Source organism: Bradyrhizobium nivariense (genome assembly GCF_029846695.2).
Lineage (GTDB): Bacteria > Pseudomonadota > Alphaproteobacteria > Rhizobiales > Xanthobacteraceae > Bradyrhizobium.
The window spans coordinates 16,980-31,884 of the sequence record NZ_JARWCR020000089.1 but is presented as its reverse complement, the minus strand read 5'-3'; the positions used below and the strand labels follow the sequence as shown (position 1 = coordinate 31,884).

The following is a 14,905-nucleotide window of genomic DNA, read 5'->3' as shown; positions in this document are numbered from 1 at the left end:
CCACCCCGCGCCGGGGTAACCCGGCGCCAAGCCGAACACGACATCCAACCTCCAGCGCTCCGCCCCGACAGCGACCGAACAAAGACAAGAAAACTCTCGACTTCATAGTTTTTCAGCAGACTGTTAGGTCGATGCGCTTAGTTACTGCCAGTGCGAGCAAGCGCTGCTTCACGTTGCGGTAATTTCGATCGATGAAAAACTAAGAAACCAGGTCGGCGGAGTCGTTCCGGATCGCGTAGTTCGCTAAGCGGTTCGTCATCTACCTGCCGTGGTGCGCCGAGTTTGAATTAACGCGGTCCATTGGGACAGGGCCCAAAGCTCAAGACCAGAGCATTCTCTTGGACAAGGTGGCCCATCCACGCGGCCAGAATCCCAAGGCAACGAAGCGGGCGAGATCTTTGGGGGTCGGCTTGATTCCGTAGAAAGTTGAAAACACCTGCAGCATGAGGCGCTGTCGCGCCCCGGCATCTGCGGCAAAATGAAGATCAGCTACCAGTTCGTACGCCTTTCTCACCTTCTCCTGTTTGGTGGAAATGCGATCCCGGCTGGGTGTGACGTCGAAGCGGTAGAGGGGCATGTCCAGCAGGCGGGCCGGTCCGAATTGTTTGACAATTCTGATGAAGAACTCGAAATCCTGCCAGGCGGGCAGCTTCTCGTTGAATAGTCCTGCCTCGCGGAAAATGGCGGTCGGGGCAAACACCTGGTTTCCGATATGGTTTGCCTCAACGAGATCGGTGACTTCCACGGTTCCCTTCTTTTTCGTGACGAATAGCTCCTTGCCGCCACTGAGAATGACATCCTGCGTATAGAGGCAGGAAACGGGCACCTTGTGCCGGGCGTACGTGGCCCAGCAATCGTGCAGCGCGCCTAGTCTTTGCGGCTCGAAAGTGTCGTCATCGTCCAAGCCCGTGATGAACTCCCCCGTCGCTTCCAGGATGGCACGGTTTCTCGCTCCCGGCGCACCGCGAGGGCTGTCGTTGCGCAACGCGCGGACCCTCTTGTCGTCGCGCGTGATCGACTCCAGGAACGAGGCCGTGCCATCCATCGAAGCATCGTCGACGACGATGAGCTCGAGATCGGTAAAGTGCTGCCCAAGCACCGATTTGACCGCTGACGCTAGCAGGTCGACTCGATTGTGGGTCGGAATGTAGACGGAAATGGTCAAAAGAAAGCTACTCCTCGAACACTGCCAGCGTTTCAGGCGCCGATCCGTGCACTCGCGAAAAGGTTGCGCAGCCGTTTTAGTACCAGTCGTGCCGTCGCGCTACCTACGTGATAGTCTGTGACAGATCGAAGTAGCAATTCCCCGAATCTTCGATCCTTCAGTAGGCTCCGACCTTTATTCTCGCCCGCAAGCCTTTCAACGGCAGCCATCCGGCATTTCAGAAGGCGCACCATCTCGTGGTCATGCGCAATCCGCGGATCTCGAATGAGGGTCGCGGACTGTGCAACCATGGCCTGGTAATCGCTGGAGGTTCGACTCCATCCGTGCCCGCGGTGGGTATAGAGGTATGTGGGCGAAGGAGAGAGCACGACCTTACCGCCCGCCAACAAACAATCGAGCATCATCAAGAAATCCTCGCCGTGTCGGGAAAAAGTCGGATAGGAAATCGAATGGGATTTTACGAATGCGGCTCTGAGCATGGGCTTCAAGAGCCCCCAATCCTGATGGCTGAGGTATGGCCTCGCGCTCGCAACATACTCGTATCGATCAACGCTGCGCGGCAGATACTGCTGCGAAACTCCTTCGCTGCCCCTAGTCTCGGAGGCCGGATCAAAATAGCAGAAATTGCTCAATACGACGTCCGCACAATACTGCGAGGCTATCAGGTGTAGTCGCTCCAAATGGTCGGCATCATAAGCGTCGTCAGCATCGAGGATCGCTAGCCATTCGCCACTGGCAGCTTGCATGGCCGCATTCCGGGCTACCGCAGGCCCTCCATTTTCGCGAAGCGCGACAACGCGAATAATGCCATGCTTGGCAGAAAGGCGCTCCGCTAGCTCGTGCGTGCTGTCCGTTGAGGCATCATCGACAATCACGATCTCTAGAGATTTGAGTGTCTGGTTGAGTGCGGACGTAACAGCACGCTCAAGAAACGAGCTGGCATTGAATGCAGGAATGAGTACGGAAACAGTTGGATTGCTCGCAGCTTGCATGAGGTGCCCGTCAATGGTCAACCGCGTCCGACGCGTATTCCTGCGACCAAGTTCTTGGCCTCGGTTACCAGTTCGAAAACTCGCCTCCTGCCCTGCGGCAATGTAGCGAATACTCCAGTAAAGACAGGGTAGCTCAGAAAGAGGATAAGTAACAGTGACCATATGCTTGCAGGCAAAATGCACTGTAGACCGTATATAAAAAGGACGACGGGTAGGCTTGCAAGTACGTAGGGCACTAAGCCCAAGAACAGGCTCTTGCTGCCGACGGGACCTTTTCGCGTGATAAGCCACCACAATATCGGGCCCTGCACAATTCCGAAAGCGATATACCCCGTTGCTACACCCATAGGTCCGCTACGAAGTCCCGCAACGATTGCGCAGACGAATCCGATTGAACTAATCACCCCGTATTGCCTGAGCTCTCGCGAGCGGCCCTGCGAAAGAAGCAGCCAGTTCGTGCTTTGGCTGACCGGAGCAAATAATGCACCAACAGCAAGAATGCCGAAAATCGGACCGGCGGCGTCCCATTTCGCGCCGAGAACCAAGTGGATCAGCTGTTGATGGGTGATCATCGAAAAGAGAGCTACCGGGAAAGTGAGCAGCAATGCCAAATCCAGCATTCTCCAGAATGCGATGTGATACGGTACGGGCTCTTTCTGCACACGGGAAAGGAGCGGCAATGCTACCTTCGAAATTGGAACCATAATCTGATTGAGTGGCAGCAGCAGTAGGCTGTAAGCACGGTTGTAGATACCGAGCGAGGCTTCGCCCCAAACCTTGCCGATAAGCACATTATCGATATTTCTGGAGGCAAAGTTAAATATGTTTGAGACCGCTACGTTCGCCCCAAAGTGCAACAGGTGTCGAATTTCTGAAGTCGGTACTCTCGATGGGGGGCTCGGCCGCCAGCGGACTGCCAACCAGACCAGAATCAAGGCAACACCAGAAGCCGTCGCTTGATTTAGAATGATGGACCAAATACCAAACCCGCCGAGCGCGGCGGCGACACCGGCCACCGATCCCGCGATCAACGATGTGAGCTCGACGGCGGCGATCCTTCCAAAGGCGAAGTTGCGATTCAGCAGGACAGTATGCTGAGCGCCAATCGGACCTACGATCATAAGCGCGCCCAAGATCGCCACCACTGGCCCGACTCTAGGTTCACCATAGAAAGAAGCCACAAGCGGCGACGAAAACACGATCAGCGCTGCCAAGGCGGCAGTCACGGCTATATTCAACCAAAACAGAAAGGATAGCTGGCTCTGGCTCAGCTTCTGGTTCTGAATCGCCGCCTGAGATAATCCAATGTCGGCAAGGAGAGCGGCAAAGGCTAATAAAGGCGTTGCCATCGCCACCACTCCGAAGTCTCCAGGAGTAAGTAGGCGGGCAATAACGATGGTATACAGAAACTGGATAACGAATTTGACGACCTGCGATACATAGCTGACGGCGATCGCCTTCCGAGACGCCGCCTTGAGGCCGGAGCGGTCGAATTCAATCGATAATGACGCTGCGTTATCCATCTTTCCCGGGCGGCTATCCATTGATTGTTACGCGGAGCTTTCAGCCTGCGAGCTCGGCAAGGCGCAGGCTACGAGAATGGTTGGGGCGCTCAAAGAAGATATCAGTCTGGCTCTTGGGAAGGCTCGTGATTTTCAGCGGAGTTTTTCGCGGTTGCGATCGCAGATAAGAACTTAGAGAGTAGTCATTTTCCACCTGATACGCGCTGAAGCCCGCTGCGAGAAGCTTGTCGAATACCACGCGGGAGCGTCCCGAAGCATCCTCGGACATTTCGACCAGAAGACTCATGCTGGGGCCATAGAGATGCAAGGTATCGACTAGACGTTCGAGCACGGGAAGCTCGCCGCCCTCAATGTCGATCTTGATCAGCCTTACCGAAGCGCGCTCGTCGTCAGTGAGGATATCGTCCAGCGGTTTGGTTGGAACGGTTTCGACCGGAACGAGATTGTCGCGCTGGATAGGGGACGTCCTCCCTTGGTTGCCTCTGTCTCCGCCAAAGAGCGTAAGTTCTCCTGGTTTGTCTGAAACGGCAACCTTGACTAACCGGACGTTGGCTACGCCATTTCGTGCCAGATTGTCGCCGAGTTGCTCGAAAATCGAGCGCGCGGCCTCAATCGCAATAACTCTGCCCTCAGGTCCGATTAGTTTGCTTCCAAGCAGGCTATCGTACCCAACGTTCGCCCCGACGTCCACGAAAGTGTCTCCTGGACGAAGCACTGATTGAATGAGACGAGAATTGTATGGCTCCCAAACATTAAAGAAGAAAATCCTCTTCATGATGTGGTCTTCGATCCGACAATTTATCGCGGCGCCGAAATAGGTGCGACCGGTGAATCTCGGACTGATGCGTCTCACGAGACGATAATAGAGGTCAAACGCCTGCTCTCTTTCGGAGGGTAGCAAGCGGATGGCTGTTGTGAATAGCCTATTGGCTACGAAGAGAGTCCAACTGGTGAGGTCCATTCGTCCGAAGGTCGTCATGGTGTCTCGCTGGTGGGGGTTGATGTAGTTCACGTAGCATGTTCCTTACCAAAGCTAAGATTTGATACTCGCTCCGACTGACTGGCTGTGAAGCTGTAAAGAGCCTCCAATTTTGCAGTGAGCGGTCGGATATCGAACGAGCTTGCCACAAACCGCGCGGTCTCGGCAGCCAGTTCGCGCGCGCGATCATCATCAACGAGTATAGCTCTCAGCTTCGAGGCGAGTGCGCTGACGTCTCCCTCCGCGAAGGTGAGGCCGCTCAGCTCGTCCCTTACAGCCTCACCGACTCCACCCCGCGCGGACGTGATTACTGGTATGCCCGAAGCTTGAGCCTCCAAGATCGATATTGGCAAGCCTTCAGCATCGCCGCTCTCGGCTGTCACACTTGGGAGACAGAACACGCGAGCATTGTCCATTTCGTGCTTCACTTCGCCGTTCGAGCGGGCGCCCAAGAAGGTCGCCGAGACGCGAAGGCTTCGAGCAAGCTGTTCAAGCTCTTCACGCAGGGGTCCATCTCCGATGATGATCAATTCACAACCTGGCACGTTCTCTTGAACCTGAGCGACGGCTTGAATGAGATACCGGCAGCCTTTCTTTTCGACTAGACGTCCAACGAAGAGAACGCGAGCGGGGCGCTGATCGATTGGAACTGGTCCCGGTGCAAATCTGGAAGAATCGATGCCAATGTAACGGACGAAGACTTTTTCCGCGGCTATTCCGAACTCAATAGCTCGCCGGCGAATCGCTTCCGATACCGCGATAAAGCCAACGCGCGGCTGTTTGGCTAGCTCCAACAAGTGTGTTGGATAGCGATGCATGTCGGATCCACCTTTTCCTGCCTCCCACCATTCTCGGTGAGTATTTATGTCGTAGCCATGCAGTGTCACGAGCATTGGCAAGTTCAGTGCGCGCGCGAGCGGCCATGCATCGAGTGCGTCGACTCCAAAATGGGCATGGATCAGTGAGGGACGCTCGCGCGCGAGGACCCGTTTGACATGGGGGGGCACGACACCGAGCGCCTGTTGCGATTTCCACAGCAAGGCGTCAAATAATCCCGTGCTTGCGGGGCCAATCAAACGAACGTCTAGACTGTCCAGTGGCAATTGATTGACTTTCTTGCGTCCAACCAGAACGGCGCGCCAGTCCCTGAGCGCAAGTATCTGCTCCTTGATGAAGGTCTCAGAGACGGGCAGGAGTTCGTTGCGATAGACCAGCACGGTCTTTTTTGTGCGCATCACTCTTCGATACCTCGATAGCGGGGTTCACAGCAATACGTGTAGGTTCTCATCGGTATCCCAATTGTACAGCCATCATTGGAACTGTACGACCTTCACTCCGGCGATATGCATTCGCGCGGGAAAGGCTTTCGGATCGCTCGGTTCGCCGAGGACGCCTCCAACGGTCACATCGATCAGCACATACCACGGACCCGCGCCCACCAGGTTCGGCATCGCGCAGAATGGCTTGTCGTTGAAGTAATAGGTGATCTGCTTTTCGCCAAGCAAGCAGCCAAAGCGATTGAACCTGGCGAACACGTCCGCGCCCGGCTCAACATGAGTGAGGGGCACGGATGCGCCATAGGTCCGATGTCCTTGCTCGCCGAGCCAATGAATGCTCGAGGTCACGGCGTCCGCTGGATAGGAAGCGGATTTGATGAAGGCTTCAAGAACATCGATCTCCGGCGGCCAACCGTCACCGACTCGTTTGAGCCACAGTGCAGGCCAGCTTCCCGTGACCTTCGAAAGCTTCACGTCAAATTCGACATAGCTGCCCGTGGTGATGCGGTTGAACAATGTCCGTGAGGTGACGATCGCGGCGGTATACCTGAAAGGGACGTTTTCTTGCCAACCGAGCAACAGCTTGCCGCCCTTCCCATCGGACAGTCCGTTCTCCACGTATTCTGCCTGGATGAAGCGATGTCCGGTCGAGGGATCGATCCCCCACACCTTGGCTTCAGGGTTCAGAGTCGGATCCGCGTAGTATGCCAACTCGCGGTTGCTGTCGTGGCGGCGACCGTGTGAGTAGCGGCTTTGCCAGCATGGCCTCCCGTCCGAACGGAATCCGCTATCGCTTGCGAAGTCGGGGTCGCGAAGATCGTCCGAGAATACAACGGTGCCTCGGGCCGGTAACGGCGGCAGCTCAAATAGATCGTTACGCGGTGTCGGATCCGACGGCGTGCCATCGCCGGCCGTTATCCGGCCGATCCGGCTTGTGTATACGTGTTGAGGGTAGATGAAATAATCCGAGAGCTCGACTTCGAGCGATCGTCCGGCCTGAAGCGGACGCGAGAGCGGCACCTCGATGGTCTTTTGCTGCTCGCCAGGTTGAAAAATCAGGTATCCGCGGGCGATCGTTGGCGAGGTGCTTGCTTGAGCCTCGCTCTGGTTGTTTGGGGGCTGCTCTCTATCGCGGGCAATGTACTCGAGGGCAATCGTGCGGTTGGTCGGCACGCTTAACGCCACCGGGATCCTGGCCACGCGGTCTTCGCTTCCGACCGTTGCATTATGGATCGCGACGGCGATTTCGGACTCCGACGTCTGCACCACGTTGGCTGGCGTGTCGGCCCAAGCGCTCGTGGCAGGCAGATCGCCGGAAAGGCAGACAACACTGGCCACCCCCGTTAGCAGCTCCCGTCTCGTCACTCGCATTGGATCTAACCGGGAGCGTCGAACGGCGGTTGACGCCATCCGCGGGCGGCGCGCCCCTCGTACTGGTGGTCAAGCATCGTCACCTATTCCCTCCCTGCGAGGTGCGCCATGCGTTGCTCGAGCGCAGGGGCAACAGGGGCGATTTGCGGTTGAACTCCGGCTTCGCCGAGCAGAAACAGCGCCTTCCAGTCTCGCCTGTGTCCAAACTCGATATACCGGTAGCTCAACGCGCTTAACGCCAGGATCAGCACTGTAAACGGCGCCAGCAGCCGCATCGTATCCGCTAGCATCGAAGCATCAGGCGGTATCATGTCGTTCATCACGATCCCGTGCCAAGCGTAGATGCTGTAGCACATGCAGCCGAGCAGTTGCAGCGGCCAGTTTTCGAGAAGCGAGCGGAGGAGGCTGCCGGCGAACAGGCTGCCGAAGAGAAAGAGAGAAAAAGCCATCGAAAACATCATGCCGCCCAGAACTCGCACCGCGAGCCAAGGCGCGTGGTGAGTCAGATAGAGCCCGAGCCCGCCCAGCACGAGGCCTGAGAGCAGCGACGGGAGGCTCGACGCAGGCCGTTTTGGATTTTCGAGCTGTCGCACGTAGACATCACAAACCAACATGCCCATGACGAACTGATAGCAGCTTCCGAATATGCCGTTGGTGAATGGACGGAAAGAGCCGATGTTCGCGACCGGAATCGAGCCGCCAATGAAGTTGAATATTGAACATGCCACCAGCGCCGCAACCACGACGGTGCCAATGCCCCAGCGGCGGATAGCGACAATCAAGACAGGAAACAGCAGGCTGAACCAGATCTCGACGGCGACGGACCAGAGCACCATGTTGGACGGCGGCATGAACCCGTGAGGCGAAAACACGAACAGCGTTGAAAGAAGCCCGCCGGCCTCGAGATACCAGCGGACAGAGCCGACGCCGGTCTGCGCATGCAGCGTCAGCGTTACAAGGACGACGATATAGTAGAGGGGCAAGAGCCGGTGGGCGCGATGCAGATAGAACGACCGAACATCGGCGAGGCTCTCTATATTGCGACGTCCGAGGCGGTAGGGGAGATAGAGCACAAAGCCGGAAAGGACAAAGAAGAGAGGAACGCCGAGCCAGGCATTTGCGATGAAGGCTGCGAAGATGCCATCCGGATCGAGTTGCCCAGCGTGTAGTGGGTCCTTTGCCGCATAGGGGATAAAGAGATGGTGGAGAACCACCATGAGAATGGCGATGCCGCGGAAGCCATTCACGACTCCGATCTTCGCGTCTGTGCCGGTCCGGTGCTGCATCACGAGATCCCTCCTGCCCACAGAACCACAAAGAGTTGGGCAAATGTTTGCATGGTCGCAGGCATACTCTGTCAAGAGTTCACGAGCCCCATTGCATCGACGACAATTCGCCGTCAACAATGAAGCGCCGCCAGCGGGCTGGCTGCGCTTCATCCCCCCTTTCAAATGATCAGATCCGGAGACGTCCTAGGCCGCCTTTGCCCGCTCCTGATTCCCGCGCGCCTGCCGCTCGATCCACTCATACGTCTTCTCAAGGCCTGAGCGCAGCGTAGCGGATGGCTTCCAGCCAAGTTTTTGTCCGATCAGCCGGTTGTCCGAATTGCGGCCACGCACGCCGAGCGGGCCCGGTATATGCTTTTTGTGGAGCTTCTTGCCCGCAATATCGGCGACGATGTCGACGAGTTGATTGATCGTGACCATCTCCTCCGAACCGACATTGACCGGACCTTCGAAGTCCGACCGCGTCAGGCGGATCGTGCCTTCGAGGCATTCGTCGATATAAAGGAATGAGCGTGTCTGGGTGCCGTCGCCCCAGATCTCGACCTCGCCGTTGGCAGCCTGGGCCACCTTACGGCAGACTGCAGCGGGCGCCTTCTCCTTGCCGCCATCCCAGGTACCTTCCGGCCCGAAAATGTTGTGAAAGCGCGCGACGCGATTGCGCATGCCATGATTGCGGTTATAGGCGAGGTAGAGGCGCTCCGAGAACAGCTTCTCCCAGCCATATTCGCTGTCGGGGTTCGCCGGATAGGCGGAATCCTCGGCACAGTTCGGATTGTTCGGATCCATCTGGTTGTGTTCGGGATACATGCACGCCGACGACGAATAGAACATGCCGCGCACGTTCCGCTTCTGGCAGGCATCGAGCATGTTGAGATTGATCGTGGCCGAATTGTGCATCACGTCGGCGTCGTGCTCGCCGGTGAAAATATAGCCAGCACCGCCCATATCAGCGGCGAGCTGATACACCTCATCGAACCGCCGATCCGCAATCTGGCGACAGAAATATTGATCGCGGAGATCGCCAACTGCGAAATCATCCGCTTCGGTTTCGGCAAAGGGCGGAAATTTCAGGTCGACGCCGCGGACCCAAAAACCTTCGCGCTTTAGGCGTTTCACAAGGTGCCCGCCGATAAATCCACCTGCGCCGCACACCAGGGCAGTCTTAGTCATGAAGTTCCCTTTCTCGCATCTCTCGCGTCGATAGCATATTGAAAAACCGTTTCAAAACGATCCGTAACCCGCTTGATGTCGTAATTGTTCAAAGCAAATTTCCTACCACTTTCAGCCGCTCCGACGCGCAGGGCATCGTTTTCCATCAGTTGAATCGCGGAACGCAAAAAACCGCTCTTATCGGACGGATCAACGACAAGACCCGCTCCGTTCTTGCGGACCACCTGGGAAGCAAGGTTTTCGGCTGGTGCAGCGAGCAATACCGGGCGTTTAGCGCAGAAATATGACTGCACCTTCGACGGAACAGAAAACATGCCCGCATCCGGTTCAATCGTCGCGACTGTCACGTCCGACGTTGCAAGAACTTTGGCCAGATCCGCGAAGGATTGCAACGGCAACAGAATCAGATTGTCAAGCGATTGCTCATTCTTTGCCCGCTCGAGCTCGGATACGCCCACGCCTTGGCTCACGACGACGACATTTGCCTGTCCCTTTACGCGCTTGGCAAGTTCGACGAGCAATTGAGGATTATGCTTCAGCGCGAGTGTGCCCGAATAAAGGAAGTTGAAGGTCCCAGCGAGCCCGTGACGGATTGCCCAATCATTGTTCTTTGGAAGCGGCGAAATCTCGTTCAGCGTCCCCCAGTTCTCGATGGTGAAGACCTTATCTTTGGCACTGACCCATTTTTTTGCGATGTCAGCGAACGAATCGGTGATGACCACGATAGCGTCAGAATTGGCAAACTGGCCGCGTTCGAGAAACGAATAGTATCCGCCAATCGCGGCACCGACGGCGCCCATCTTTTTTTGCAGCAGCTTCGACGCGGCAATGCTGTAGAAATCCTGGACCCAGAAGACGAAGGATGCGCCGTCCTTACGAGATGCCTTCACGATCGCCGATTGGGCTTCCGTCGGCGTATTCCCAGAGATGACGAGGTCGGGCTTGAGCGACAGGACAACTTGTGCGACGGCCTTGCCGTAGGCGACATCGTCGAACCGGCGCTTGACGAATGAGGCTTTGTCATATGGACGCGGGAGGCTTACGCCTTTGAAGGACAAGCCGACCGGGTCAGAGGAGGTGCGGTGAAGGCGCCCCTTCGGGCCATGGTCGCCGTGGAAATAGGCGTGTGTGACCTGGTGTCCTCGCGAGGCGAGTTCGCGGCTGAGATCGACCTGGAAAGGGTGGCCGGCATAGTCATGCACCAGAATCTTCAATGGACACCTACCGGACGCGCGAATTCGTTTGCTGATTGGGGGTACATGGCCCGTCACCTTCTGATTGTCTATGAGAGACCCGCTTAACCGTTAATAGCGGCAGAAATTTTGCATGTTCGCGGCACGCGGAATATCTTCTCCGGTCCCACGAGAGAGTGCTCGATCATAGCGCCAGGCAAAGCCGCTTTCGTGAGTTCTTTCAGTGCAGTTGATGCTTGATCTCTAGTCTTGCTTGCGACTAACGTCGCCAGCATTTATTGTTCTGCCTGATAAGTCGGGCTGGAATTTTCTGCACATGCTGCAGCTATTCAGCAACTAGAGGTCATCATGCTTTTCAGGGTGTTGTTTTGTGCGTTTGTAGCGTGGATCCCCGGGTGCGGTGCAGCTTTGGCCGAACCAATGACCATTGATTTTTCCTGGGAGGGCGCGAAAGGCTGTATTACGCTTTTTCCGAATCCGGAGATTCGCTTTAAAAACGTGCCTCCAGATGCGAAACTGCTTCTGCTCACACTGTCGCAAGGGACCAGGGAAATGGGCGGTCAAGAAATCGCCATGCCGGCAAACGGCGTTCTGCCGTCTGGAAGTATCCGAACATTCGCTCCTTGCAGGCAAGGCGTGTATCAATGGACTGCGGTGGCAAGCTCCTCGAAGGGGGAAGTTTTGGCCGAAGCTCGCCGAGCTCGCGTCTATCCTACTGATGAGCTCGCGTCCGAGAAAACGATACGAAGTGATGGCAGATGATTGGAAGGCCGCCGGTAGTGGTCTGCCCGGACGTGCAATATGCCCTCTAGTTGCTCGATCGGCTGCACCGTGTTTGGTCGTTCCTATGCTGAGGTGCCGGAAGGAATTTGCTAGATGGAGTTCGAGCACTCGTTTGAACCCACCTTAGCACACGTCGAGTTAGGCCGGCCAATAGCCACATCACGGACGCCGTGCCCGTCTGAAGGGTGCTGCGCGATAGCTTAGTGATTAGCTCCAGTGCATCACGAAAGTGTCCTTGTTCGATTGCTCGCAGGGCTAGCGAGCAGGCGAGTATCGCCTCGCCACGCGCAAACTGGCCGGCAAGCTCCGGATGCGTTTGGTTAAACTCGATTTCTACCATCCGACGCGATCTCATCATCTGCCGAAAATCATCTGACATTGAGCCGGGGGAGATGCGGTAGCCTATCAAATACTCCGGCACCACAGCTATCTCGTGTCGCTCCGCAATCTGGAGATACAGCTTCCAGTCCTCGCACCCCTGGCCTCCGCGGGAGCGCAGCGACTCATCGAAGCCACCTGCGCCGACCAATGCCTCTCGCCTTATCAGGGCGTTGCTGCCGCTGATGACGACGTTGCCCAAACACATTTGTGCAAGGATACTGCCTTCTTGCCGTATTGGCGGAGCAGAACCGGTAACGTTGCCGTCATCATCGATCCAGCAGCACCACGCGTACACGAGCGCGGTTTCCGGGCCGCTTGCCTCAAACCGCTCGAGCTGTCGTTCAAGCTTTGTCGGGTGCCAGAGATCATCGGCATCAAGCGTGGCGATGAAATCTCCCTGCGCATCTGCAATTCCTCGGTTACGCGCCGATGCCACGCCGCCGTTCTGCTTGTAGATATATCGGACTCTCGAATCGCCCCGCATCAGAGCGGCCGCAATCGACTTCGTAAAATCCGAAGAGCCATCATCGACTATGATGATTTCGATATTCCGGTAAGTTTGATTTAGCGCGCTGGCGACGGTCTCGTGGATCGTGTCCGCAGCATTGAAGGCTGGCACGACGATCGAGACAAGTTTATTGGTCAGCACACCTTGAGAACGCGCCATACTGTTTTAATGCTTAATCGCAATTGAACTGTACTCTTGAAAGCAAACCAATAAGACTTTATCGGGAAGCCGATTAAATAGCGACGATTGTACGACAATAGAGTAAATAACGAATAATTACAAAGGGTTGTTCCGTGCCGCGTCAAACGAAACGGATATTGGTCACCGGTGGTGCGGGGTTCCTAGGTTCGCACCTGTGCGAGAAATTAGTTAGCGCCAAACACGAAGTTCTTTGTGTCGACAACTTCTACACTGGCTCTAAAGAGAACGTGAGCAGCCTGCTGAAGTGTTCTCGCTTTGAGCTCATGAGACATGACATCACGTTTCCCTTATATGTCGAGGTCGACGAGATCTACAACTTGGCGTGTCCGGCCAGTCCTATTCACTATCAATACGATCCCGTACAGACGACGAAGACCAGCGTGCATGGGTCAATCAACATGCTGGGTTTGGCGAAGCGAGTTAAGGCGAAAATCCTGCAGGCCTCAACCTCGGAAGTCTACGGTGATCCCGAGGTGCACCCGCAGAACGAGGCCTATTGGGGTCGGGTAAATCCCATTGGTCCACGCTCCTGCTATGACGAAGGCAAGCGTTGCGCCGAGACGCTATTTTTCGATTATAGGCGGCAGCACAATCTCTCGATCAAGGTCGCGCGCATCTTCAACACTTATGGTCCGCGGATGCAGCTCAATGACGGGCGGGTCGTGTCAAACTTCATCGTGCAGGCTCTCACCGGCCGGCCGATTACGATCTACGGCGACGGCAAGCAGACCCGTTCTTTCTGTTACGTCGACGATCTGATCGATGGTCTCATGCGGCTAATGGGCACGGGCGATGAGATAACCGGACCGACCAATCTGGGGAATCCCGTCGAGTTTACGATGATGGGACTGGCCGAGACTGTCATCGAGCTGACTGCGTCGAAGTCTTCGATCGATTTCAAGCCACTTCCGATCGACGATCCAAGGCAGCGGCAGCCCGATATCAGTCAGGCACGCGATGCGCTTGGCTGGGCTCCGTCCGTGCCGTTGCGCGAAGGCCTCAAGGAGACGATAGCCTATTTTGACAATTTGCTGCGCGCAGAAGGAACTGGTGCGGCATGACAAGAACCGTTCTTATAACGGGAGGCGCAGGCTATGTGGGCTCGCATTGTTGCAAAGCGTTCGCCAATGCCGGTTGGAATGTCGTAACTCTCGACAATCTTTCACGAGGATGGCGAGAGGCCGTGCGGTGGGGGCCCTTGATCGAATGCGATATCCAAAATGAGGAGCGGGTGCGCAGTACGTTGGATATATATAAGCCGGACTTGGTCGCGCATTTTGCTGCTTTTGCCTATGTGGGTGAATCGATCGCTGACCCGGCACGCTACTACGTCAACAACACTGCGGGTACGCTCGCCTTGCTAGAAGCGATGCGCGCAACGGGATGCCGCCACCTTCTGTTCTCCAGCACTTGCGCAAGTTATGGTATCCCGCGCACCCTGCCGATTGACGAGACGCATCCGCAATCGCCGATCAATCCGTACGGTTGGTCGAAAATGATCATAGAGCGCATGTTGGAGGATTATGGCAGAGCCTACGGCATTGCATCAGTCTCGTTGCGGTATTTCAATGCAGCCGGATGCGATCCTGACGGTGAGATCGGGGAACACCACGAGCCCGAGACGCATGCCATCCCGCTGGCGATCGAAGCCGCTCGCAACCCAGGCCGGCCATTTACGGTATTCGGAACAGATTTCCCGACACTCGATGGTAGCGCGATCAGGGACTACGTTCATATCAACGACCTCGCTCGGGCGCATTTGCTTGCAGGCGAGATGCTTGTTACCCGTGCGGGGACCCATGTCTTCAATCTGGGTACCGGCGTTGGAACGAGTGTGTTCGAACTGATCGAGGCGGTAAAGCGTGCTGCGGGCAACGAGCCGGTCATCCAACTTGGCCAGCGACGCGTAGGAGACCCGCCCGTGCTCGTCGCGTCCTACGCCAAGGCTGAGCGGGAGCTTGGCTGGACACCCCAGCGCTCGAACATCGATTTCATCATCGAAACTGCGCTAAGCTGGCGGGACAGACAGGCCTCACTTTAAGACTCCGAACGATTGATTGAAATGCCCGGAACCAG

General features: G+C 56.3%; 13 protein-coding genes. 3 read left to right on the top strand and 10 right to left on the bottom strand.

The window, feature by feature from the left end:
- Positions 1-319: 319 nt before the first annotated feature.
- The 9 genes from QCM77_RS40715 to QCM77_RS40675 form a co-directional block, all read right to left on the bottom strand.
- Positions 320-1,165, bottom strand: a complete 846-nt coding sequence (locus QCM77_RS40715; RefSeq protein ID WP_280096575.1) for a glycosyltransferase — start codon at positions 1,163-1,165, stop codon at positions 320-322.
- Positions 1,166-1,197: 32 nt separating this feature from the next.
- Entirely contained in the window at positions 1,198-2,157 is a 960-nt protein-coding gene (locus QCM77_RS40710; RefSeq protein WP_280096574.1) for a glycosyltransferase family 2 protein, read from the bottom strand.
- A gap of 17 nt (positions 2,158-2,174) precedes the next feature.
- Positions 2,175-3,680, bottom strand: coding sequence for a lipopolysaccharide biosynthesis protein (locus QCM77_RS40705; protein ID WP_280096573.1), 1,506 nt, complete (start codon positions 3,678-3,680; stop codon positions 2,175-2,177).
- A gap of 40 nt (positions 3,681-3,720) precedes the next feature.
- Positions 3,721-4,692 (bottom strand): FkbM family methyltransferase, encoded by a 972-nt coding sequence (locus QCM77_RS40700; RefSeq protein ID WP_280096572.1) that lies wholly within the window; start codon positions 4,690-4,692, stop codon positions 3,721-3,723.
- On the bottom strand, positions 4,689-5,894 hold the full coding sequence (locus QCM77_RS40695) for a glycosyltransferase (RefSeq protein WP_280096571.1): 1,206 nt from the start codon (positions 5,892-5,894) through the stop codon (positions 4,689-4,691). Before QCM77_RS40695 ends, QCM77_RS40700 begins: the two co-directional genes overlap by 4 nt.
- A 75-nt stretch (positions 5,895-5,969) precedes the next feature.
- Positions 5,970-7,274: a glycoside hydrolase family 16 protein gene (locus QCM77_RS40690; protein WP_280096570.1), complete on the bottom strand. Its 1,305-nt coding sequence runs from the start codon at positions 7,272-7,274 to the stop codon at positions 5,970-5,972.
- Between the two features lie 116 nt (positions 7,275-7,390).
- The gene (locus QCM77_RS40685) at positions 7,391-8,593 is read right to left on the bottom strand and encodes an acyltransferase family protein (protein WP_280096569.1); all 1,203 of its coding nucleotides are present in this window, start codon (positions 8,591-8,593) and stop codon (positions 7,391-7,393) included.
- 186 nt (positions 8,594-8,779) lie between these two features.
- Positions 8,780-9,763 (bottom strand): NAD-dependent epimerase/dehydratase family protein, encoded by a 984-nt coding sequence (locus QCM77_RS40680; RefSeq protein WP_280096568.1) that lies wholly within the window; start codon positions 9,761-9,763, stop codon positions 8,780-8,782.
- Entirely contained in the window at positions 9,760-10,965 is a 1,206-nt protein-coding gene (locus tag QCM77_RS40675) for a glycosyltransferase family 4 protein (protein ID WP_280096567.1), read from the bottom strand. The genes QCM77_RS40680 and QCM77_RS40675 overlap by 4 nt, the downstream gene beginning before the upstream one ends.
- 339 nt (positions 10,966-11,304) lie before the next feature.
- Between QCM77_RS40675 and QCM77_RS40670 the strand changes: the two genes are divergently transcribed.
- Positions 11,305-11,718, top strand: a complete 414-nt coding sequence (locus tag QCM77_RS40670; RefSeq protein WP_511337226.1) for a hypothetical protein — start codon at positions 11,305-11,307, stop codon at positions 11,716-11,718.
- A gap of 46 nt (positions 11,719-11,764) precedes the next feature.
- On the opposite strand, the gene QCM77_RS40665 is transcribed toward QCM77_RS40670, so the two are convergent.
- Positions 11,765-12,787: a glycosyltransferase family 2 protein gene (locus tag QCM77_RS40665; protein WP_280096565.1), complete on the bottom strand. Its 1,023-nt coding sequence runs from the start codon at positions 12,785-12,787 to the stop codon at positions 11,765-11,767.
- A gap of 134 nt (positions 12,788-12,921) precedes the next feature.
- On the opposite strand from QCM77_RS40665, the gene QCM77_RS40660 reads away from it, so the two are divergent.
- Both QCM77_RS40660 and galE read left to right on the top strand, forming a co-directional pair.
- The gene (locus QCM77_RS40660) at positions 12,922-13,890 is read left to right on the top strand and encodes a UDP-glucuronic acid decarboxylase family protein (RefSeq protein WP_280096564.1); all 969 of its coding nucleotides are present in this window, start codon (positions 12,922-12,924) and stop codon (positions 13,888-13,890) included.
- Positions 13,887-14,870, top strand: coding sequence for a UDP-glucose 4-epimerase GalE (gene galE / locus QCM77_RS40655; RefSeq protein ID WP_280096563.1), 984 nt, complete (start codon positions 13,887-13,889; stop codon positions 14,868-14,870). Before QCM77_RS40660 ends, galE begins: the two co-directional genes overlap by 4 nt.
- Positions 14,871-14,905: the final 35 nt, after the last annotated feature.

Excerpts from the sequence above, each read along its gene's own strand:
- QCM77_RS40680 (WP_280096568.1), bottom strand. The coding sequence starts at position 9,763 with ATGACTAAGACTGCCCTGGTGTGCGGCGCAGGTGGATTTATCGGCGGG.
- QCM77_RS40670 (WP_511337226.1), top strand. The coding sequence starts at position 11,305 with ATGCTTTTCAGGGTGTTGTTTTGTGCGTTTGTAGCGTGGATCCCCGGG.
- QCM77_RS40710 (WP_280096574.1), bottom strand. The coding sequence starts at position 2,157 with ATGCAAGCTGCGAGCAATCCAACTGTTTCCGTACTCATTCCTGCATTC.
- QCM77_RS40665 (WP_280096565.1), bottom strand. The coding sequence starts at position 12,787 with ATGGCGCGTTCTCAAGGTGTGCTGACCAATAAACTTGTCTCGATCGTC.
- QCM77_RS40695 (WP_280096571.1), bottom strand. The coding sequence starts at position 5,894 with ATGCGCACAAAAAAGACCGTGCTGGTCTATCGCAACGAACTCCTGCCC.
- QCM77_RS40705 (WP_280096573.1), bottom strand. The coding sequence starts at position 3,680 with ATGGATAACGCAGCGTCATTATCGATTGAATTCGACCGCTCCGGCCTC.
- galE (WP_280096563.1), top strand. The coding sequence starts at position 13,887 with ATGACAAGAACCGTTCTTATAACGGGAGGCGCAGGCTATGTGGGCTCG.
- QCM77_RS40685 (WP_280096569.1), bottom strand. The coding sequence starts at position 8,593 with ATGCAGCACCGGACCGGCACAGACGCGAAGATCGGAGTCGTGAATGGC.